Source organism: Paenarthrobacter sp. 10L420, assembly GCF_056395385.1.
In genome coordinates this window covers 17,141-38,414 of the sequence record NZ_JBFTJK010000030.1, presented here as the reverse complement: position 1 = coordinate 38,414, position 21,274 = coordinate 17,141, and the positions used below count along the sequence as shown (strand labels likewise).

15 protein-coding genes are annotated in these 21,274 nt (G+C 59.0%); 8 read left to right on the top strand and 7 right to left on the bottom strand.

Annotated elements, in window-relative coordinates:
- The 3 genes from AC1DD5_RS24115 to AC1DD5_RS24105 form a co-directional block, all read left to right on the top strand.
- On the top strand, nt 1–279 hold a 279-nt coding region (locus AC1DD5_RS24115), incomplete at its 5' end, for a GMC oxidoreductase (protein ID WP_477516877.1).
- A gap of 355 nt (nt 280–634) precedes the next feature.
- Nucleotides 635–1,102, top strand: coding sequence for an NAD(P)-binding protein (locus AC1DD5_RS24110; RefSeq protein WP_477516881.1), 468 nt, complete (start codon nt 635–637; stop codon nt 1,100–1,102).
- Nucleotides 1,103–1,204: 102 nt separating this feature from the next.
- Complete coding sequence (locus AC1DD5_RS24105; protein WP_477522942.1) at nt 1,205–1,444, top strand: hypothetical protein; 240 nt, start codon at nt 1,205–1,207, stop codon at nt 1,442–1,444.
- Between the two features lie 543 nt (nt 1,445–1,987).
- On the opposite strand, the gene AC1DD5_RS24100 is transcribed toward AC1DD5_RS24105, so the two are convergent.
- From AC1DD5_RS24100 to AC1DD5_RS24090, 3 genes are all read right to left on the bottom strand, one after another.
- Nucleotides 1,988–2,530 (bottom strand): TetR/AcrR family transcriptional regulator, encoded by a 543-nt coding sequence (locus AC1DD5_RS24100; protein ID WP_442006760.1) that lies wholly within the window; start codon nt 2,528–2,530, stop codon nt 1,988–1,990.
- Nucleotides 2,531–2,689: 159 nt separating this feature from the next.
- Nucleotides 2,690–3,673 carry a PDR/VanB family oxidoreductase gene (locus AC1DD5_RS24095; protein ID WP_477516880.1) on the bottom strand — a complete coding sequence of 328 codons (984 nt, stop codon included), beginning with the start codon at nt 3,671–3,673 and terminating at the stop codon, nt 2,690–2,692.
- 48 nt (nt 3,674–3,721) lie between these two features.
- Nucleotides 3,722–4,930 carry an aromatic ring-hydroxylating oxygenase subunit alpha gene (locus AC1DD5_RS24090; RefSeq protein ID WP_477516875.1) on the bottom strand — a complete coding sequence of 403 codons (1,209 nt, stop codon included), beginning with the start codon at nt 4,928–4,930 and terminating at the stop codon, nt 3,722–3,724.
- 1,090 nt (nt 4,931–6,020) lie between these two features.
- On the opposite strand from AC1DD5_RS24090, the gene AC1DD5_RS24085 reads away from it, so the two are divergent.
- The 5 genes from AC1DD5_RS24085 (at nt 6,021) to AC1DD5_RS24065 (ending at nt 15,271) form a co-directional block, all read left to right on the top strand.
- Nucleotides 6,021–7,457: an APC family permease gene (locus AC1DD5_RS24085; protein WP_442006757.1), complete on the top strand. Its 1,437-nt coding sequence runs from the start codon at nt 6,021–6,023 to the stop codon at nt 7,455–7,457.
- Between the two features lie 902 nt (nt 7,458–8,359).
- Nucleotides 8,360–10,081, top strand: coding sequence for a CocE/NonD family hydrolase (locus tag AC1DD5_RS24080; protein WP_477516874.1), 1,722 nt, complete (start codon nt 8,360–8,362; stop codon nt 10,079–10,081).
- Between the two features lie 124 nt (nt 10,082–10,205).
- Complete coding sequence (locus AC1DD5_RS24075; RefSeq protein WP_477516873.1) at nt 10,206–10,385, top strand: hypothetical protein; 180 nt, start codon at nt 10,206–10,208, stop codon at nt 10,383–10,385.
- A 543-nt stretch (nt 10,386–10,928) separates the two neighbouring features.
- Nucleotides 10,929–12,593, top strand: coding sequence for a carboxylesterase/lipase family protein (locus tag AC1DD5_RS24070; RefSeq protein ID WP_477516872.1), 1,665 nt, complete (start codon nt 10,929–10,931; stop codon nt 12,591–12,593).
- 614 nt (nt 12,594–13,207) lie between these two features.
- Entirely contained in the window at nt 13,208–15,271 is a 2,064-nt protein-coding gene (locus AC1DD5_RS24065) for an MFS transporter (RefSeq protein ID WP_477516871.1), read from the top strand.
- Here AC1DD5_RS24065 and AC1DD5_RS24060 read toward each other — a convergent pair.
- The 4 genes from AC1DD5_RS24060 to AC1DD5_RS24045 form a co-directional block, all read right to left on the bottom strand.
- Nucleotides 15,221–15,979, bottom strand: coding sequence for an IclR family transcriptional regulator (locus AC1DD5_RS24060; protein ID WP_477516870.1), 759 nt, complete (start codon nt 15,977–15,979; stop codon nt 15,221–15,223). The genes AC1DD5_RS24065 and AC1DD5_RS24060 overlap by 51 nt on opposite strands.
- A gap of 682 nt (nt 15,980–16,661) precedes the next feature.
- A complete protein-coding gene (locus AC1DD5_RS24055) occupies nt 16,662–18,011 on the bottom strand; it encodes an MFS transporter (protein WP_477522941.1) in 1,350 nt (449 codons plus the stop codon).
- A gap of 474 nt (nt 18,012–18,485) precedes the next feature.
- Nucleotides 18,486–19,424: an aldo/keto reductase gene (locus AC1DD5_RS24050; RefSeq protein ID WP_477516868.1), complete on the bottom strand. Its 939-nt coding sequence runs from the start codon at nt 19,422–19,424 to the stop codon at nt 18,486–18,488.
- Between the two features lie 125 nt (nt 19,425–19,549).
- Entirely contained in the window at nt 19,550–21,064 is a 1,515-nt protein-coding gene (locus tag AC1DD5_RS24045; protein WP_477516867.1) for an MFS transporter, read from the bottom strand.
- Nucleotides 21,065–21,274: the final 210 nt, after the last annotated feature.

The window sequence follows — 21,274 nt, the reverse complement described above, 5'->3', positions numbered from 1 at the left end:
TCCCAGGACGCCGAGACCACCTATCACCCCTGCGGGACCTGCAAGATGGGCAACGATGACCAGTCCGTCGTCGATCCCCACAGCTTCCGGGTGCACGGCGTTGAGGGCCTTCGAGTCGTCGATGCGTCGGTGATGCCTTCCATCCCGAACGCCAACACATACGCACCGGTCATGATGATCGCCGAAAAAGCAGCCGACGTCATCCTGAACAAGGACCCGCTCCCCGCGGAGCACGTCGACTTCTACCGACATATTGCCACGGAGAATCTCCTCCTCTAAGTCTGGTTGGATCTGAGCCGCCGTTGCATGGCTGATGTCATGGTCAACGTAGCTGCCCGTGTGCTCGAGCATATCGCTTTAGGCGCTCCCCGAGGATCTTGAAGAGCCGACAATGGGGCTTCCGTAAACCTGAATCGTCGCTCAAAAGGGCTCGAATCGTTCGAATTGAATATGCACGCGTACCAGTATGTTGTGCTGAAGGGTCTGTCAAAGTCAGTGGCCGGTAGTTGCGCCGTAGATTGGCGTGTTCGAAAGGAATTGGCTTCGGTCGCTGAGCGGTGCGCAAGAACAAAGCGGTGTCTTCCGGGAGGGCGAGCAGGCCCTCGCGGGAATCGGCCGCAGGCAACTCGTCGGGATGGCGGTGACCGTCAGAACGGGCCGGCGCAGGAGCCGCCACACAACGATGTGCTTGGAGAAGATGACATACGACGTTCTTGTTGTCGGCGCGGGGTTCGGCGGCTTTGTCGCTGCCAGGGACCTCACCGATCGAGGTTACTCAGTAGTGGTCCTCGAGGGGGGCACCAGGATCGGGGGAAGGACCTACGCCCGACCCTTCAAAGAACAGGAGCCCCCGACCGTTGAGCTGGGTGGCAGTTGGATCAATCGCGCTCTGCAGCCCAATATCCGCCGCGAGGTGGCGCGATACGGCGTCCGTGTGAAGCCAGACGTTCCGACCGAGAACGTCGCCTCATCACAGCCGGCGTCCGCCGCCCGTTTCCGGTGCCAATGGAAGAGCTGCCCGACCTCGAGCGTGCGCTTTTTCATCTGCGGGACGCTTCGAAACGGATCGCTCCGGGCCAACCACTCAGCCAGCAGCCCCTGAAGGAAATTGATGTTTCAGTTGAGGAGTTCATCAGCGGGCTAGACCTTGGTTCTGCCACACGTCCCCGTCTACAAGCTGGATTGCCGCATGATCGCCTAGTGGGTGAAGGCGATGATGGCCAAGGGCCGCTCACCGAAACCGATCAAGAACGTGCATGGCCTCATTTCTGCGTCAATGAACTCCGCCGAAATGCTCGGCTTCATCAGGCGCAATCCCTGCCGTGGCATGCAGTTGCCCAGCGTTGAGAAGGCCGAGGACGAAATGATGTTCCTCACCCATGCTGAGTTCGGGTTGATTATGGACGGCATGGGGAGTGGTATCGGGACTTTTCTAGCTTCCTGATGATGACAGGCACTCGCTTTGGGGAGGCGACGGCGCTGACCGTGGCTGACATCGATTTGGTGGGGAAACCGGCGACAGCTCGAATCAATAAGGTGTGGAAGCAGGACGGGAAGAACCAGTTCTACATCGGTCCAACGAAGACGAGCGCAGGCAAGCGGACCATCGGGCTGAACCGTGCTCCCGTGGACCTCTTGATCCCGTTGGTGGTAGGCCGTGCAGCAGTGATCAGCTGTTCACGATGCCCGAAGGGGAACGGACGGTGCATAAGCTGTTCTGGCGCCATTACTGGGTGCCAGCAGTGAAAGCTACGCAGGCGGTGCAATACCCAGCCCAGGCCCTCGCAGTTTTAGGATTGAAATGCAGCCAGTCCAACAAACAGGAATCAGTTCAGGGCTCAGGCCCTCGGGTTTTTTATCCGGGCGCTCGCTTGATCCCGATCCCCGGTTCGAGCCACTTAACCGTTGGTCCCGAAGCGGCCGCAGGAGGCGCCGCCGAAAGGAACATTCGGAGCAGGCGTTCTAGCCAGCCTGTCGCGCCCCTGTCTCAGCCACGAAGGATGCGCTGGAAGATCGGTTCGATAGCGGTTACATCGAGTGGATTGCCGCTGACCAGTGAACGCACAACCAAACCGTCGACCGCCATTGAAAGGGCCTGCGCCGTTAACCAGTCAGTATGTCGAGCGACCGCTCTCGGCAGAGTTTCATCCCAATCCAGGCTGAGCTTCCGCAAGGCAGGTCGACGTAGAGCCGCGATGTAAAGCTCGTACTCGACGATTGCCTGAGGTCGAGTTTCGTTCGTCATCCGTGCTGTGAACTCCGATAACGCACGCGCGAGTTCGGTGCCCGCCGCCAAATTCCTTTCCCAGAACGCAACGGATGAGTCCCAACGCTCCTTGGCTTGCTCCACAGCCGCGAGCAAAAGATCATCTAACGAACGAAAGTGATATGTCGTCGAGCCCAACGGGACTCCCGCCGCCGCAGCGACAGCGCGGTGCGTCAGCCCGTCCACACCGCGCTGCGCAACTATTTCCGCGGCGGCGTGAACCAGACGGTTGCGGCGATCTGTATCTATTACTCCCTTAGGCACGAATACCATCATCCTCTATGCCGCAGGATCGGACGAACCCGGATCTCCTTTGTCGATGACTTTGATTAGCGACCAACGCCATAACAGGTCTTCAGCTAGGTGCTGAGTAACCCATGTTGGCTCAAACACCCCTGACCCTCGGTTTCGGATGCATGCAGGTCAGAGATCTAACACGAGCCGCTGATGGCGCGATCTCGAAACGCAGATCATCATACAGTCATTGGCATCACGTTCGTCTTGGTCCAGCACGGAGTCACGGTGGTCGGGGAGCCCGTCAAGCACCGTCACCTCACACGTCCCGCAGATGCCTTCTCGGCAAGACGACTCGACCGGCACTCCCGCAGCCCGTACGGCATCGAGGATGGTGCGGTCCGCCGGCACAGCCACCTCAAGGTCGCTGCGAGCGAGCTTGACTTTGAACTCGGTGTCCGTGCCGGATTCTTGTGACTGGATTCTTGGCGAAAACCTTTCCAAGCGCAGGGCCTCAGGGCGCCATCGTGCGGAATGCGCCTGCACGTCAGAAAGTAGTCGCTCTGGTCCGCAGCAGTAAATCAAGGTGTCTTCATCTGGTTCACCCAGAACTGACGCGAGATCCACCGGGCCTGTCTCGTCTTTCGGAAAGTAGGCAATCTTGGGACCATAGCGGCTTAACTCGTCGAGGAACGCCATGGACTGTCTGCGGCGCCCAGCGTAGGCCAACGTCCATTGGGCCCCCGCTGCTTCTAAATGAGCAATCATCGGTAGCAGGGGGGTAACGCCGATCCCGCCTGCTACAAAGATGTAGCGGGCCGCCTCCCGAAGCGGGAAATGATTGCGCGGACCTCGAAGGTTGACGGTGTCGCCGACGCGAAGATTGTCATGGATGTGGCGCGATGTACCTCTTGAGCTCGGGGAACGAAGAACTCCAACTCGGTAGGTAGCGCGGTCGTGGGGGTCTCCACATAGCGAGTACTGACGCGTTGGTAGACCTGGAATCCCAAGGTCCAGGTGGCTGCCTGGCGACCACGACGGGAGTTCCCCTCCGCCTGGTGCCCCCAGGTGAAGGGCTACCACTCCGTCCGCAGCGAGAATCTTGTCAACAACCACAGCTTCACCGTCGTACTCGTCCGTCAAAGTCGCGGACGGATAATGTCGACTCCTCATGTCGGCGTTCACCGCAGCTCTCCTGACTTGGGTCGCATTATATACGAGCTATTCACCGTTACCGCTTCCTGGGCCACGCAAAGGAACTACCTGATTGGCGAGATCGGGGAAACGTGTCACCATTTGCTGTTCATACCAGCGGTAGAACCCAGCATTGAATCCTTGATACTTGCGATTCAGCGGACCTGACCTGTATGCCGGGTTGGCCATCCCTTGGTGCACGCTTTCGCATAGGCCGCGATCCTGGAGCATGGTGGTGTTCCAGAACTCCATTAGTGTCTTTTCGTCGTAGTCGGTACCAGCGACGGCATCCTTGTGGACGAACCAGTACTGACGAAGTTCGGTGGTGCTTGGGCCGGTGGGGATGGGCACAAAGAGCCACGCATGGTCCTCAGCGGCCACGAGGGCGATTCCCGGTTCCCAGTGCACGGCGTGAGACTCTGCAGCGGGCTGCCCGTCGAGTCTCGAAAGAGGAACCGCACTGACCCTTTTGCCTCCGATCGAGACGTGCGGTACAGGGAGTGGGAACGTAAACACATCGAGGCCAGCGGCCCTCTGGGTGCAGAAGCTGTCGAAGTTTTCCTCGTCGTCGAGGAACTCCCAGTCCAAAATTTCCGACAGCTCAGGGTGGCTGACCCCGCAGTGGTAACACTCCATGTTGTTGTCGACGACAATTTTCCAGTTCGCTGCAATCTCGTGTGAAGAGGTAGCGGCCAGCTTCATACTGCTGAGGTCATATCCCCCCGCGTCCACCTCGTGGAGGCTCTCGGTGATCGCGGGGGGTGCCTCGTTTGCGAAAGAAATGAGAATGATCCCGTTCCAGACGTCAACGTGCGCTGGCCTAAGGCCGTAAGACGCGCTGTCGAAGTCTGCGTGCATACCTCGCGAGTTCAACAGGTCGCCGTCGGAAACTCCGAAGGTCCACTGGTGGTATGGACAAACTACGTTCCGACTGCGGGCGTCACCGCTGGGTCCATCGCACAGCCGGGCGCCGCGGTGGGGGCAAACGTTGTGGTACGCGCGGAGGCTACCGTCCTTTGCGCGGCGGACAAGAACCTCGGCTGCGCCTACCCGGAAAGTGACGTAACCGTATTTTCCGTGCTGGTCGAGTTGGTCGACGTGGCCGGCGACGAGCCACTTGGAGTAAAAGATCGCTTCGAGGTCGCGCGTAAACCAATCCTGCCCTCGGAATAGCTCGGCGGGAGGTCCGGTGTACTCGTCGGCAGGGGATCGGCGGGGATTGGCTTCTACAGACATGGCTACTCCATCGTTTTGGGATCATACGTGATGCGCATCACTGTGAATGTACATCTGTACATTCGAAGATAGCTGGTCCGATGCGGAGCGTCAATGGCTAATAGATTGGGCTGGCGGAAGTCTCATGGCTTCGGCCGCGATCGCGTGGATTCTCAGCTCCGCGGTTCCCTGCCAGGTGCACGAGGATGATGAAGCATGTGGTCCGTTCGACCAAAAATGGCGAGGGCCGAGGGTTCCCCTTCGAATAATCTGTCCCCTTCCCAAAGCCCCGGTACTAATCTGCCGATCGCTTCTGCATACCTATAGCGGCTCATGACCACGGAAAAGCGCCTCTTCTGGTGTCCCTTCAGAAGACGCCGCCTGCGACTGGTCCGTCTGACGTGCAGGGGGCACTGAAGGATCCAGGGCTGAATTAGGGTTTCCACCCCCAGGGCGATTCTGACAAGCGCTCCGGATCGATATTCATTCCCGTGTATGTCCGAAAATCAGCGCAAGGGGTTGCTGATCCGGCGGGGCTCCAGCGATTTTCCGGTGTACACGTGCGAACGTTGGAAGCTTCAGGGCGGCAGCGATCTTCCCGGCCCGTTCTCGTTCGGCGCTACCCGGGCGGTCGGGGAGTTAGCCAGAGGGTTCGTCAGTATTCTGGAGTTTTCGCAGATCACAGGACGGCTCGCTGGGCCGAGACCGGATCAGCTATTGGGGCCATCGCTCACCATTGCCCCGTGGGCCATTGGCCGCGCGACGATCCTCGATCGAAGCTTTGGATGAAGACCAGAAACTTGGCTGCCTCATCCAGCCGACTTGGCGTGATGCCGTACGTTCGGGAGCAGCTGCTGTTGGACTAGTGCCAACGTGGGCAGCATGCCTTCGGCAGTTTTCTAGTTTCCGATGGCAGCGATAAGACGGCACTATCTGTCTACGCCGGAAGTGACCGAAGCCACAAAGTAGGTCTCCGTCGAAGGCAGCACATCCTTGGTCTAACCCCGCGGAAGTCGAGATGGTCAACGAAGCGATCCAGTAAGTGACCGCCCGCCCGCAGACAATTCAAATACTTACCAAGAAGGCACAGGTTATGGACACTATAAGTGGAATGACGACCCGAAAGACGCAACAGTCGGGGCCACATCTGTCAGGCAAGATGGGATCCCTCGAGCTCTTCTTCAGCGTGATGGCCTACAACGCCCCCATGGTGGTCGTGATCGGAATTATCCCGATCATGGTCGCCACCGGCAGCGGACTTGGCACGCCTATCTCATTCGTTGTTGCGGGCCTCATCCTAGGATGCTTCGCCGTTGGGTTCACTCGCATGTCCAAGATCATGCCGAAACCAGGCGGGTTCTACTCCATGATCACGGCAGGACTTGGACGGGAAGTAGGTCTGGGATCAGGGTTTGTCGCGTTGCTCGGCTACTTCTGCGTCTATGCCGGAACCCTACCTTTCGGCGGTATCGTTCTGGGCGAACTCGTCCATACCACCATGAACGGGCCTGACCTCCCGTGGTGGGTCTGGGCGGCCGTTTTCTGGGCCGGAGCTGGAGTCCTCGGCTACTTCAACATCGAACTTTCCGCGAAGTTCCTGACGGCATTCCTATTCCTTGAGATCATCATCATTGTCGGGTATGACCTCTTTGTCTTCATCAACAGCGGAGCTAACCATGCCGGCATCTCAATGGCCCCCCTTCTCCCGACTCACTGGTTCGATGGTTCCTTCAGCTCGGGGCTGCTCCTTGCTCTTGGCATGTACGGTGGTTTCGAAGTTACCGTCCTGTTCCGTGAAGAGGTCCGGAATCCGAATCGTGTCATTCCACGCGTCACGTTTGCAGTCATTGCAGTTGCAATGACCATCTATGCCGTGTCATCGCTGGGGTTTATTAACGCCCTTGGCATCGACAAAGCTGTCGAACTCGCAACCGCCGATCCCACCGGATCCATGACCGGCACACTGGTGGACTTCGGAGGCATCGTGTTCTCTGACATAGCCACGATCTTCGTCAACACCAGTACTTTTGCTGTCATTCTGGCCGGACACAACATCACCGCACGCTATTTGTTCAATCTCAGCGCAGACAAGATCTTTCCGCGAAAGCTCAGCAGCGTACACAGCCGGCATGGGTCGCCATATATGGCATCAATGGCAACGAGCGCTGCTGGCCTGGTCCTCAACGTCATCGTCGCGGTTGCCGGGCTGGCTGCTATCGACGTTTACGCGGCAGCGCTCGGGATCTCAAGCTTCGTGATTCTGGGCGTCATTTTTGTGGCTAGTATTGCGGTCCCGCTCTACCTGCGTCGGCACGGCATGGGTCACACGGTCTGGAGCAGAATTGTGTTCCCGATTCTGGGAATCCTTGGGCTCGGGACCGGCCTGATTTTGGCAGCTCTGGACTTCACGGCCCTTGTTGGAGGATCGCCTGTGCTAAGCGCCGCCTTGATGACACTGATTGTGGGTCTATTTGTTTTAGGCATCATGATGGCTCTCTTTTACCGCAAGGCGAAGCCAGAAACATACAGTAACATCGGCCGACAATGATTGAGCCTTGGATTGGGTAGCTTTTTGCCGCCAAAGTGCGATCCCGAGTGGCCGGTCGAAAGCGGCCGGCCACTCGGTGACGCGCTGGGAAGTACTCAGGGTACGGGTCGCTTCGCCGAACACTTCGGGGTCCGAGTCGGAGGAGTTATTCGGCGAGGCAGTCTTTGAGGCTACAGCGTGGCAGGAAGATGCGTCGGCCGGGTGGGTGAGCTCGGAGACGGAGAGTCCGGGACGGAAGAGCTACACGTCGCCGTGTGGCGGGTTGAGGCGGAGGCTTCTTTGACGGCTACGACGGTCACCGGTGAGGAGTCCACCTGGTTTAGGACTGCCGTGAGCCAGGATCCGTCAGTTGGTTAGGCGGGTTTAGCGAGGTCGGTCGCCAGCTTTTGGTGTGGATGACTTGTTTCGTGCTTGGTCTGTGGATTTCATGTCCCAGTCGAGATTGCGGGTCACGGGCGCGACATGCCGGTGGTCCCTCGGCTAGCCAGATTTGTTCGAGGGGATGGGCGCGCGACACGAGCTTAGGGTTCGAGGCTCCAAGGGATTCACAAACTATTGGAGCGCTCCTACCGGGGAGTGGTCTGGAATTGCCCGAGATAGCGTGAAAATATCAAGAAAATACATGACTCCTCTGGGTGACCCGGTCGTTATACCCGATAACCGTTAATAGTGGCGTTGGAGAGGCCTTGCCAGCACATTTGCCGCGTTTTCTGGCAGGCGTTGTCATTGCTCGAGGTGTTACCGGGCGTTCACCAATCGATTGAAGCCAACCTGCCAACAAGACTTTGACCAGAGTTTGTGTCAGGCGATTGGTGCTATTCCAATAGCGTCGCTGGAGCAGCTGTCCTAGCGTGACGCATATCCCGCCTCGGGTGAACTGGCGCAAGTGTGAAGGAGTAAGCATGAGTACAACGGAACTTGGATTGAGTAACGACGTCGCGCAGGGTCCCAGCGGTGCAGCCGTGTCTGTGCTCGTCGAGTTTAATGTTCCCGCACGCATGCGCGACGGGGTTGTGCTGAGGGCGGACGTGTACCGTCCGACCGGCGATGGGCGTTGGCCGACGTTGGTGGTCCGCACGCCTTATGACAAGGGCGCCATTACCGAAAACGCATGGAATGGAATTTCGCCTACAGAGGCGGCACAGCGCGGCTTCATCGTAGTCGTCCAGGACGTCCGGGGCCGCCATGCATCAGATGGTGTGTGGGAGCCCCTTCGGCACGAGGGACGCGACGGCGCAGACACCGTGGCCTGGGCCGCCGAGTTGCCCGGCTCCAGTGGTCGCGTGGGCATGATCGGCGGCAGCTACTGCGGTAACACGCAATTGTTGGCGGCGCTCGAGCAACCGTCGGCGCTCAAAGCGATCACGCCCCTGATGACATGGTCGGACCCGTGTAACGGTCTGGTGGCTCGCGGGGGTGCCGTCGAGCTGGCGAACGCCACCTCCTGGCCACTCTTCGCAGGCTTTGACTGGTTGTCCCGGATCGGCCTGACAGACGGCGAGGAGGCCGAGCGTGCCGACGCGCTGATCTCCGACATCGACCGCCTGGCAGAGGACGGCTATTGGGGCCTTCCGGTCAACGAACTGCCGGTCCTGCGACGACACGCACCGCCCCCGTTTGTCGAGCTGGCGGCGGTTAATGAGATCGAGGCCACCCAACATATGCGCATCGCCGGAAGCCACGAGCGCATCGAGGTACCTAGCCTCTTTACCACGGGCTGGTTCGATAGCAGCGGGCAGGGGACTCTCGACAATTACATGGCGATGCGGTCGATAGGCCGCGAGACTCGTTTGATTGTCGGTCCTTGGTCCCATGTCGACTTCATGAACATGGTCGGCGAGCGGGACTTCGGGATCATGTCGATGCGCGACGCGGCTGCTTATCCGCACGGCGGATGGAACGAGGAAGTGCTGGCCTTCCTCCGGCATCATCTCGTCGATGACGCCCCCGCAGGCGATGTGTCGCCCGTGCAGCTGTTTGTCATGGGCCGCAATGAGTGGCGCAACGAAGAATCTTGGCCTTTGGAGCGTGCCCGCATGGAGCAGTGGAATCTGCACTCAGACGGTGGCCTGAGTACGGTGGCGCCGGTAAGCGGCGAAGCGCCGAGTGAGCTCGTCTACGACCCTGCCGATCCGGTCCCCACGTACGGAGGGCATAACAACATCAGCCCGTTCCCTCGCGGGCCCATCGACCAGGCACCCATCGAGGCCCGGTCCGACGTTCTTGTCTTCACCTCGGAGGCGCTCGAGGAGGACCTCGAAGTGACCGGTCGCATTCGGGTGCGCCTGAACGTTCAGAGCTCGGCGCCGTCGACCGACTGGGTTGCGCGCCTGTGCGACGTCGAGCCGGACGGCCGCTCGATTAACCTCAGCGATGGCATTGTCCGCATAGATCGTGGTGCCGATGAAAGTCGCGAGATCGAGATTGATCTATGGTCTACGAGCAATGTGTTCCTTGCAGGGCATCGATTGCGGGTGCAGATTACGAATAGCTGCTTTCCGCGCTGGGATCGTAACCTGAACACCGGGAACCAGTGCGACGCTCGGTTCGTCACTGCGCAGCAGCGGCTGTACCACGACGCCGCCCGTCCGTCGTATATCGAACTGCCCGTAGTTCCCTCCTAAGGAGTCAAAGCGAGGAACCGAACGAGCTAGTAAGCATGACGATCGGCGCTTTCTAGAGGCCTCGGCGGTGTTGTGTTTCAGCACCGCCGAGTTGTAAGCCCGTGGCTTCGAAGGAAACGGGCCATTGGGGTCAACCGCCCGCATGCAACTCGTCTCCAAAGCACGCAGCGCGCTCCTTGTGTGCCTCGGATACGCCGATGTGGTTAACGCAGGCAAGAATATCGAAGCCATCATTGAATTCGCCCTCTTCGCCGACGATCACGTCAGCCGGCCCAGGTCGTGGCTGCAGACGGAGGGGTTCTGACAACTATCGAGCGCTTTGAGATTCCAGAGGAAGCGCCCGACGAGGCGCCCGCCGTCCAACTGGGAAGGTTTGAGGGCAGAACAGCCTCCAGGGAGTTGTGGCCAATCGAACGGACGACTGCATGCCTCAAGTCCCAGGGACGGTGCCGGCTTGCCGTCGTCGACGGCGGCGGAAACCTGATGGGCTTCCGTCACCTCAAGCGCAGGGGAACAGGATACTGTTCAGACGCGGGCGTCCTTGTCGTCAGCGGGAACAGACGACGAGCGCGTTGGAGACTCTCCGAGATGTAGCTGAATTTGCCGTGGATCCTACACTTCAAGTCTTGTGTTCCGCCTCATAAGTTGCTTTCAACATTCCCGGAAGAAAACCGGAAGGTAGTAGCAACATGAATGACAACGTCTCAGTAATTGACTTCCCAGATGGGCAGCCCGCGAAATTGCCGGAAACGGACCAGGCATTCTTTAAATCTTCGAGTTTGTTGAAACCTGCTTCAATCGATCCCTCGGAACTTATCTGGCGCCGATACTAGGAGACTGACCCACCTTGACCAGTGACAATTACTCAGAAAGCGCTGAAAGCAACGAGGTCGCACTGATGCAGCGCCCTGAGCTGGGCTCTGCGGCTCCGGTCTCGCTCGCTTTCCGGATCGTCGAGACAGAAAACGGCAGGTTGCGCGGCTTGGTCGTCGACGGGCTGGCCGTGTTCAAAGGCATTCACTACGGCGCCTCGACGGCGGGGCCGAATCGCTTCCTGCCGCCCCAGCCGGTTACTCCCTGGGTGGGCGTGAAGGATGCGCTCGAGCTAGGTCCTCAATGTCCGCAAAACAACCGGGACTTGCCTGACTGGGTGGACCGCAGCGAGGAGAGCGAGGACTGTCTCGTCCTCAATGTCTGGGCGCCCGACCACGCGACTTTCGCGTCGAAGCTGCCTGTCATGGTGTGGTTGCACGGTGGGGGCTATTTCTCAGGTTCGGCGGGTGCGCCGTTGTACGACGGCGGCGGCATGGCGCGCCGCGGCGACGTCATCGCAGTCGGCGTCAACCACCGGTTGAACGCATTCGGCTACACGTATCTCGGTGAGACAGCCGACGAGCGGTTCGCCACCTCGGGAAATGCTGGCCAGCTCGATCTCGTTGCCGCGCTGCGCTGGGTGAGGGAGAACATTTCGTCCTTCGGCGGCGACCCCGACAACGTCACGATCTTCGGCCAGTCCGGAGGAGGCGGTAAGGTCATGACCCTGATAGCCATGGAAGAAGGCAGGGGCCTTTTCCACAAGGCCATCCTGATGAGCGGCGCGCCAATGCGGTTCGCCGCCGCCGAGGACGCCGGGGCCCTAACGGCTGGCCTGTACAGGGAACTGGGTGTCTGCGAGGGCGACCTCCAGGCCCTGCAATCCGCCCCGGCGAAGGCGATTAAGCGCTACTTGGAGAAGGTGACCGATCCGGCGTTGACCCCTGATGGGTTGACGAACTACCTAAAGTACGGTCCGGTCATCGATGGCAGAACCCTGAGGGGGAACTCCTGGACCGACGGCGCCCCTGAAACCGCCCGTCACATCCCGATGATGATCGGCACGGACCTGCACGAGACGGTGGGTTTTGTCGGCACGTTCCAGGGGGACTTGGACATGGAGTTTGCTGACGACCTCGATCTCGCTCGGAGGCTGGCGCCCTATGCGATTGTCAACAACGTCAAAGCCGAGGAGCTTGTCCCCCTGATCGGCCAATACCGGCGGACCTTGCCGTCGCTGCCGTGGAAGGAGCTGTTGCTCCGGATCACAACCGATATCGGCTTCTGGAACTACTCGCTGAGGCTGTCGTCGGCCAAAGCCGAACAGGTGGGGGCTTCTGTATTCGCGTACGAATGCCAATGGAGGACTCCGTGCTTCGACGGCATGTGGTCCCCTCACGGCGTCGAACTTCCGTTCATCTTCCACTGCCAGGACTATGGCGCCGCCTGGGACGGCGAGGACTCCAACGATGCACGCATCGCCGCTGACCCGAACGGAGACCGCTTCGCTGTCGGCGACAAGATGTTCGAAGCCTGGATGAACTTCGCCAGGAAGGGCGACCCCTCAACGGGCAGCCTCGCCTGGCCGGCCTACAACACGACCTCGCGCCCGACTATGGTTTTCGACAAGCACACCCGTGTTGTCAACGACCTCCGCGGGGACGTCCGGCCGCAAATCATGGCGCTCACGGTTTGGTGAAGGTATCGTTCGCGGGGGCATCTAAAATCCAGCCGGGAAGCGCCGCTGCCGAGGCAAGCACCGTGCTTAGGGGCAGGAACAAGCAGGCTCCTTTGACACTGGCGCCGTTAGTCGGCTTGGACGCGTGGATGGAGCGGCGTTTCGGCCAGCCCGTTCCGCACGCGGCCTGTCAGCCCATCCGCATGCGATGTCGTGCAACTCCGCGTCTGCTTTGGCAGCTTTGACATCGTGGCTGTGCAGGTTTGCGATTGGGAGGACGCCAAAGTCGGGAAGACTCGTTCGTAAAAGATCTAGTTACGAACAGCTGAGCAAGCAGCGACCATCTTAATTGGTTGCAGGTTCCCAAACACCCCAGCAAGTCCTGGTAACCGTGAGAATGCACTCCGAAAGAGCAACCGCGCTTATCGGACCACGTTGAAGGCACCACCTCTGTCTCGTGGGTTATCATCCTCTACTTGGGAGGGACTAATCGACCTGTTCCGCCCAGATGTGTTGGATCTCTTGGGAATTGCCGAGGCATAATCCATGCACTTGTTGATGAACGATTGTTCACCAACTTCGGTGCCGCCCGTTCATTGCCGGCGGTTTCTTCTTCCCGAAAAGGTTCTCCGTTCATGACAGCACCCCCTTTCCCGCGTCGGGAGCGCAAAGCTTCCGCCATCACCGCAGTGCTTGCACTGAGCGGCACCGTTGTCGCGCTGATGCAGACCTTGGTCGTGCCGCTGCTGCCCATTTTTCCCGCCGTCTTTTCGGTCTCCGGAGATGATGCGTCCTGGATGGTGACCGTCACGTTGCTTTCCAGCGCTGTGGCTACTCCTTTGGTCTCGCGCAGTGCCGACATGTACGGCAAGCGCAAGATGATGATAATCTGCCTAGCCATCATGGTGGTCGGCTCCATCATCGCGGCGCTGGGCGGGACCTTCCTTTGGACGATCATCGGCCGAGCACTCCAAGGATTCTCCTTATCTCTGATCCCGGTGGGGATCAGCATTATGCGCGATGAACTTCCCAAGGAAAAAATGGGTTCAGCCGTTGCGCTCATGAGCGCCACGTTGGGCATTGGCAGCGCCATGGGGCTTCCCCTCGCGGGGCTCCTCTACGAAGGCTTGGGCTGGGAGGCCTGTTTTTGGGTTTCCGCAGCTGCCGGCGTTGTGTTGCTGGCCGCGGTGCTCCTGGTGGTTCCCGAATCCAAAGTCCGCTCGCCTGGCCGCTTCGACTACATCGGCGCGCTCGTGCTGTCCGCAGCACTGGGCGCACTGCTGTTGGCTATCTCCAAGGGCGGATCATGGGGCTGGCGCTCGGAACTTGTGATCCTACTATTTCTTGCCGCCGCTGTTCTCATGGTCTTTTGGGTGCCCTACCAGCTGAAGGCCGGTCACCCCATGGTGAACCTGCGGACCACAGCCCGGCGCCCTGTTCTCATGACCAACCTCGCGTCCCTGCTGGTCGGCTTTGCCATGTTTGCCAATATGCTCCTTACCACCCAGCAACTTCAACTCCCTGCAGCAACCGGTTATGGACTTGAACTTACTGTCTATAGTGCCGGTTTGTGCATGGTGCCCTCCGGGTTGGCAATGGTGATCTTTTCTCCAGCGGCGGGCGCGATCATTCGCAACTTTGGTGGCAGAAGCGCCCTCATGGCGGGTGCTGGAGTCATGATCATTGGCTATGTCGGCCGGGTCTTCTTTCATGACTCCATCGCTTGGGTGATACTAGGTTCCGCTGTGGTGGCTATCGGCACGGCGATCGCCTATGCCGCCATGCCGACGTTGATCATGGGCGCGGTTCCGATCACGGAAACTGCATCCGCCAATGGCTTGAACACCCTGGTCCGTTCAATCGGGACCTCAACATCCAGCGCCGTGATCGCCGCGATCCTCACCTCGGTCACCATGCCCTTAGGAGAAGCCGCGCTGCCATCGTTTGACGCATTCAGAGATGTCTTCTGGACGGCCGCGCTGGCGTGCGGCGCATGCATTATAGCAGCTTTCTTCATCCCACGAGCAACACATCGCTCTGCGGCTTTGGCAGCCGAGCTCGTGGTGCAGGGACGCGTCCTGGCGCCGAACCACAGGACGCTGACGCCAGCACTCGTCAGCGTCCTTCAGACGGAAGGCGAACCCGTTGACTGGAGCCTCGTGGACACCGAGGGTAACTACTCCGTTGCGCTGCCGGGGGTCGGGAAGTATGTGGTAGTAGCCAGCGCGAGGGGGTGGGCGCCGGTAGCGGAAATCTTCGACTTTGATGGTGAGACTGGCAAGCATGACTTCCATCTAAAGGAACGACTTGAAATCAGCGGGCGTGCGATGGCGCGCGGGGAGGCAGCGCCCGCCGCGGTGCTGACTCTCTTGCGGGCAACGGGCGAGCGGGTAGCAACTTCGCGGGCAGATTCGCGCGGAATTTATACGATTCCCCTTCCCGCCCCCGGACACTACCTGCTGACTATGTTCCAACAGGAACCGCTTCAGGCGGTCGCCCAAAAAATCACCGTCGACAACCGGTCCGTAGTGCTGGATATGGTTATCGAAGGCACGGACTCGCCACCCACACGTGCTGACGTGGGGTCCGTCGCAAGATCCGGGAAAACAATGTCAGCAAAAGCGCAACGGGCTCAGGGAGCCACAGACTCAGAGATCTTCTCCGAGGCGATGGGCGATGGCCATGGCAGCTTTCACTAACATTCCGCCGAACTTGTCTTGCAACTCAGCAGACATTCGATGAATCGGGGTTGAGATGCCTATCCCAGCGACCCCTACGCCGGCGACAACGATGGGAGCTGCAATACCGTGGACGCCTTCTTGCCACTGCTGGTCGTTCACCGCGTAGCCGCGCACCCGGGCTTGATGAATGGCAGAGCCAAGAGTATCAACATCCGTGATGGTAAATGGTGTGTAGGCGGTCAACCCCCGGAGCAGGACTCCTTGAACCTCCTTCTCAGACCGTGTCGAGAGAAGGGCTTGCCCGTGGGCGGAGGCCAACAGTGGAATCGACATACCTGGAGAGACGTGCGCGCGTACTGCTTGAGGACTGTCGAGAGTCTCAAGGACAAAGACAGAGTCCCCCTTAACCGTCGCGAGATGTATGGTCTCTCGGGTCTCCTCCCGAAGCTGCTCCATCACCGGTAGCGCTATCGTGCGGAGATCATTGCCAGCTTGATGTCGCTGCCCCAACTGGAACATCTTCGGCGTCAACGTCCAGCGCGTCACCTGGCCGCGGACCTCGGCGGCCCAACCTCCCTCCTGAAGCGTGCGGAGCATCCGCTGTACGGACGACTTCGGGAGTCCCAGGTCTCTTGCCAGCTCCGATACGCCCACCAGACCGGGCTCGGTAAGCCGCTCCAGCACCCGCATCGCCGTCAACACGCTTCTCACGCCGTCACTGGCCACGCGATTCCTCCCAATTTAGCCGCCACTGCAGATGATCTCGCCAGCTTACTGCGTCCGGAAGTACCAGTCGGAACGTCGAACTCCACCGGCAGGGACGCTGCTGAATCGTGCTGTGATTTCACTTCGGGATTTTTCGACTATTACGAGGAAGTCGTCATGTCGGTTACTCGTATTCGACCTGGTCGCGGGGGAGCCAACGGAATCTCATTGGGAACACAGCCCCGGTGAACGCGGACCCAAGTCCCCGTTTACCGACAGCTTTAGGGGAAGCGATCGGGCCGAGAATTGACTGCCCTGACGGCGCCTGGGCGAGCGAGCCCAGCACAAGACAACCGTCGGGGTAACCCCATCAGAGGAATCCCCATTAGGTACCGGGGAGTGACGACTGCAGCATGATCTCTCTTGACGTTCAAAGGCTATGAAGGCCACTCGCGCTGCCAGGCGACAGAACGCTTGTGTCTATCTCTTGGTTGAAGTGCCCCGGCACTGGTGAGGGCCGGGGCAGTTGACGACAGAAGCCCCCGGACCCCGTCGGCGCCAGGACGGACAGCATGCGCTGGAGTTAGCTTGAAGGCGAAAGTACCTGTTCAATTGCGGCAACCCTGTCAGCTAACGAATGAAGGCGGTACTCGTATCATTTGTGTGCTGATATGGCGCAGCCTTCTGGAACGCGTCCATTCGATCAAACCTCCGTCATCAGCGATTGGTCCGCTTTAGCGATGGAGGGTGGTGTTGTACGGCCGCGCCAGGCAGCGAACACGAACAAAATGCCACCGACGATGAACATGCCAGAAACGGCGGCCGTGCTATCGGTTCCGGAGGCCGTTATGAGTGCCAAAGCCAGCACCGGACCGAATCCGGCGGCAACTGCGCCACTCGATTCCTTGGCCACGCCTATTCCCGTCACACGGGATTTGGTCGCAAACTGGCGTGCCATAAAGGGGCTTGTGGCTACGGAGAGAAGCGGTGCAAGAAGGCCCGTGCCGAGAATCAAGGCGATCCAGATGTACAGCGGGACTGCTGTGTTGAGTAGCCAGAAGAAAGGGAACGCGTAGAGGATGACCAGCAGGCCGCCGAACGCCAGGACTCTCTGAACAGGGATCATGTCGCAGAGTCGCCCGCAAATGGGCGTCCAGAAAATTGCGACCGCGCTGGCCAAGGTTATGCCGAAGCTACTGACAGCACCGCCTATGTCTTTGAATTCAGCAAGGTAAGAAATAGAGAATGTCTTCCACAGAGTCGCGATGAGTGCGTAGCCAGCGTAGGCAGCAAATACGATGACCAGGCCTCTCCAGTCGGACCTGAATAGGTCGGTCAGAACCCGAAACCAGCTTCTCCGGGTTTCTGCCACTGGCATTGCCTCGAAATCGGGACTTTCCGGTAGCTTGAGGCGAATTACATATCCCACGACGGCAACGAGAAAGCTTATTACAAAAGGGATGCGCCAACCCCAGGAGTAGAAAAAGTCGTCGCCGATCATGGCTAAGCCGGCCACCGCGAGTGAGGCGAAGAAGACACCCAAGTTGACTCCTAGCGTCGGGAGAGAGCCGAACCGCCCGCGCTTGCCGTCCCCGGCATGTTCATAGGAGACCGTTATCGCAGCACTGAACTCTGCGCCCGCGCCGATACCTTGGAAGATGCGAAGCACGACCAGCAGGATTGGGGCTGCCACGCCGATGGAATCGTACGAAGGAATGAATCCCATCAGTCCCGTGGATCCGCCCATCAGGATAAGACTCCAGGACAATACCACCTTCCGTCCGAATTTATCTCCCAGAATGCCGAACACAAGTCCCGCAAGTGGGCGGGCGAGGAACCCGACGCCGAACGTGGCGAGGGCCGCCATTGCGCTTGCCGTCGAGTCCGATGAGGGGAAGAACGTGGGGCCAATTACGAGTCCGGCCATCGCCGAGTACAGAAAGAAATCGAAATATTCGAGAGCGGTGCCCACGACAACTGCGGGTCCGACGCGACGATGACCAGCCTTAGCTGCTTGCGTATAAGCCGCACTAGGCGGTGTTGGATAACTCACTAGGTAACCTCCGATTAGTCGGGTTGGTCAATAGCTCCCCACGCAATTTGCCGGATTCGGCACGGCGTTCCATTGGGCGGCACGAACCATGATGCCCGTCACATAGCTCGGGTGTCAATGGTCCAGCGCTCCTACAGGGGTTACTGGAAAATGTCGATGAGATTCTTCCGTCTATTCTTGGAGAGCTTTGCTGGCGTGCCCAGGCGCAGGCCAGCGGTAACGCTGGGCGAATGTCTGCGGGTGGACGTGGTTGGCCGTCAGACGTCCGGCGTCTATAAGACAGCTAGTGGTCTGTCTCAGTTTTGTTTGAGGGATTTGAGGGCGACGCGGCCACGGGCTGCAGGAGCCGACCATTTTTCCGGTGGCCACATCCAGGGCAGCGAACAGCGTCGCCGTTCCATGTGTCGATTCCTCGATGATGTCCTGGCTTCATCCCTTTGCAGGTGCAAAACCGGCTCTATGGTTGGGGCGTAATCAAAAGCCTTGATCAGTTGGATCCGAAGTGCGGAATCCAGCAATATTCAATCGCCGCTTTGCTTCTGCGTAGACGTCCTCCGCCAGACTCCCTCGAGCTGCAGCCTGGGCATTCTCCCGTACATGCTCAGGAGAGGCTGTTCCGACAGTGACTGTGGACACTTCCGTCCGCGTCATCACGAAGCGAAGGAGGAATCCCTGCAAGTCGTCGCCATCCAGCAGATCGTCGAAGGCAAGATCCGCCGACGACGCAGCCCGGCTGTCCACAGTCCGTTTTGCCTGCACCGTGCGTGCCGTTCCTCCCCGCACAATGACGCCCGCGCCGGAGGCGTTGATAAGCGGAAGATATTTTTCAAGAGAACGGTCGAGTGCGGAATACGGGACTTGGAACGTCTCGAATACGCCGAGGTCGATGTGGTCAAGGAGGTCCGGAAGAGTGGAGGATATGCCAATCGCCCGCACCTTGCCCTCCTCCCTGGCACCTTCCAGTGTCCCCAGCACGTCATCACGTTGAAGAACCGATACGGAGGGCCCAATGTGGACCTGCGCCAGGTCCAAATAATCAGTTCGAAGACGCGAGAGGCTTTGCTCGATCCCTGCACGGATATTCGCAGGGGAATAGTCATGGACAAGAGGCCCGTTGGAAGGGCCATCTGGTTGGTGGTCCAGCGGACAGCCCACCTTGGATGCGAGCAGATATTCCGACCGACGATGGCTTATATGGCGCCCGATGAGCTCTTCACTCTCCCCATAGTCAATCGAAGTATCGATGAATCGGATGCCTTCGTCGAGCACGGTATTGAGAAGCGCTTCTGCAACTCCCTTATCGAGTAAACGGGGCACGCGGTGCGAGGCTCCCCGTAGCTCCATGGCGCCAAAACCCAGCACTGTGCTGCGCTGCCCTGTACTTGTGAGGGGGCGTTCTTCGAATCGAATCATGGGCTAAAGTACCTTTCTCCTGGCCCCGTTGTTTGGACGCTCCATTCCATGCAGCATCGCTTCTTGTTCATCAATGCGTCCCCGTGCGGTCAGTCGGCCCAATCGCCAAGACGCCCTCGAGACGCTTAAATACGACTTCCACCCTCGGTCTCTGAATGAGCAAGCGGGGTGCGAGGCAGTGCCGCTGAATCGATGAGGCTGTTGGTGTCCTGGCTATCAACGAGGTACTGGGCCTCTTCCGTTGTTTCCACGTTGGGCATGGACCCATTTAGGGGTTTCCTGCTTGTTTCTTTGAGGAAAAAGACGGAAATTAGTCCAAGAAGGGCAGCGCCCATCAGGTAGTAGGCGGGAACCAACTTGTTCCCAGTAGCCCCGATGAGCGCCGCAACAACCAGCGGAGCTGTACCGCCAAAAGCAGCATTTCCCACATTGTATGCAAGCCCAAGAGCGCTGGAACGTGCCGGCGTCGGGAACTGCTCAGGCAGCGAAGAAGCGTAGCTTGATGAAAACAGGGTTGCGCAGATCATGATGAAGAGTGTGCCGAGTTGTGCGCCCCAGAGCTGGCCGGACCCCATCATCATGAAAGCTGGAACCGGAAGCACGACGCCCAGCATAGCGCCGCTGAAGAGGATCCGCTTCCTGCCTATCTTGTCGGAGAGCGAAGCAAAAAACTGGGTTGCGAAGGCTGCGAGGACGAACAAGGGGAAGATCACAAGTGTGCCGAGGGATCCCTGGAAACCGAGTGTCTGGTTCAGGTACGTGGGAGTGAACGACGTCATGGTGTAGGCAATGACATTGCCAGCCGCCGCGACGCCCATGACGGGCAGAATGAAGCGCCCGTGGGTCCGGATAACCTGCACCATGCCCGGATTTTTTGCCGTCTCACCGGTTTTGTGGGATTCCTCAGCACGTTCTTTCAGGACTGCACTGAAGGTAGGGGATTCTTCGATCCGATAGCGGAAATACAGGGCTATCACAGCAAGCGGCCCGGCGATGAGAAAAGGAATACGCCAGCCGAAGGCTTGCATCTCGTCCTGACCAAGGCTTAGCTGAAGGACAGCCACCAGACCTGCTCCAACGGCAAATCCGAGGTAACTGGATCCCATAAATCCTACATAGAAGCCCCGTCGCTTATCTGGAGCGTATTCGCTCAGGAAAGTCGCACCACCGGTGTATTCTCCACTGGCTGAGAACCCTTGCAGCAGTTTCAGGAACACGAGAAGGGCCGGAGCCCAGAGCCCGATAACGCCGTAGCCCGGGAGCAGGCCGGTAGCAAACGTGGCGATAGACATCAGGAGCAACGTAAACGTCAAAACCTTCCGTCGCCCGATCCGGTCTCCCAGCCATCCGAAGAAAACGCCGCCCAACGGCCGGGCAACGAATGTAACTGCGAATGTGCCATATAGGTACAGCGATTGGACTGTCGGATTGGCCTGCGGCAGGAAGACAGGACCCATTACGGTTATGAGGTAGGCAAATACTCCGAACTCATACCATTCGATGATGTTCCCGACTACTGTTCCGGCAACAGCGCGATTCAAGGCGGCCTTATTGACTATTCGGATGTCACTTATTTTCAAACGCCGCGTGTCACCATGGACGCCGTCGGCGTTTCCAAATCTTTGGTCTCCAGTGGACATTGATATCCTTCGTCGATTCACTGATGCTGGGGTGAGGTCGCAGAGGACCGCAGCCCAATAGGCCGCGGTCTTGCATCGGTACGGACACATAAGCAGCTATCTTCACGGTGATCCATAAGACATTCGCCAACGAAATACTTGCAAGCTTGTATCGCCTCCGATCCAAGCAACCGTGCCGAGCTAAATTCACCTCTTGTTTGGTGCCCTGAG

What these genes read in the sequence shown, in the direction of transcription:
- AC1DD5_RS24110 (WP_477516881.1), top strand. Translation starts at nt 635, where the DNA reads ATGGCGGTGACCGTCAGAACGGGCCGGCGCAGGAGCCGCCACACAACG.
- AC1DD5_RS24095 (WP_477516880.1), bottom strand. Translation starts at nt 3,673, where the DNA reads ATGAGGAGTCGACATTATCCGTCCGCGACTTTGACGGACGAGTACGAC.
- AC1DD5_RS24090 (WP_477516875.1), bottom strand. Translation starts at nt 4,930, where the DNA reads ATGTCTGTAGAAGCCAATCCCCGCCGATCCCCTGCCGACGAGTACACC.
- AC1DD5_RS24085 (WP_442006757.1), top strand. Translation starts at nt 6,021, where the DNA reads ATGACGACCCGAAAGACGCAACAGTCGGGGCCACATCTGTCAGGCAAG.
- AC1DD5_RS24080 (WP_477516874.1), top strand. Translation starts at nt 8,360, where the DNA reads ATGAGTACAACGGAACTTGGATTGAGTAACGACGTCGCGCAGGGTCCC.
- AC1DD5_RS24065 (WP_477516871.1), top strand. Translation starts at nt 13,208, where the DNA reads ATGACAGCACCCCCTTTCCCGCGTCGGGAGCGCAAAGCTTCCGCCATC.
- AC1DD5_RS24050 (WP_477516868.1), bottom strand. Translation starts at nt 19,424, where the DNA reads ATGATTCGATTCGAAGAACGCCCCCTCACAAGTACAGGGCAGCGCAGC.
- AC1DD5_RS24045 (WP_477516867.1), bottom strand. Translation starts at nt 21,064, where the DNA reads ATGTCCACTGGAGACCAAAGATTTGGAAACGCCGACGGCGTCCATGGT.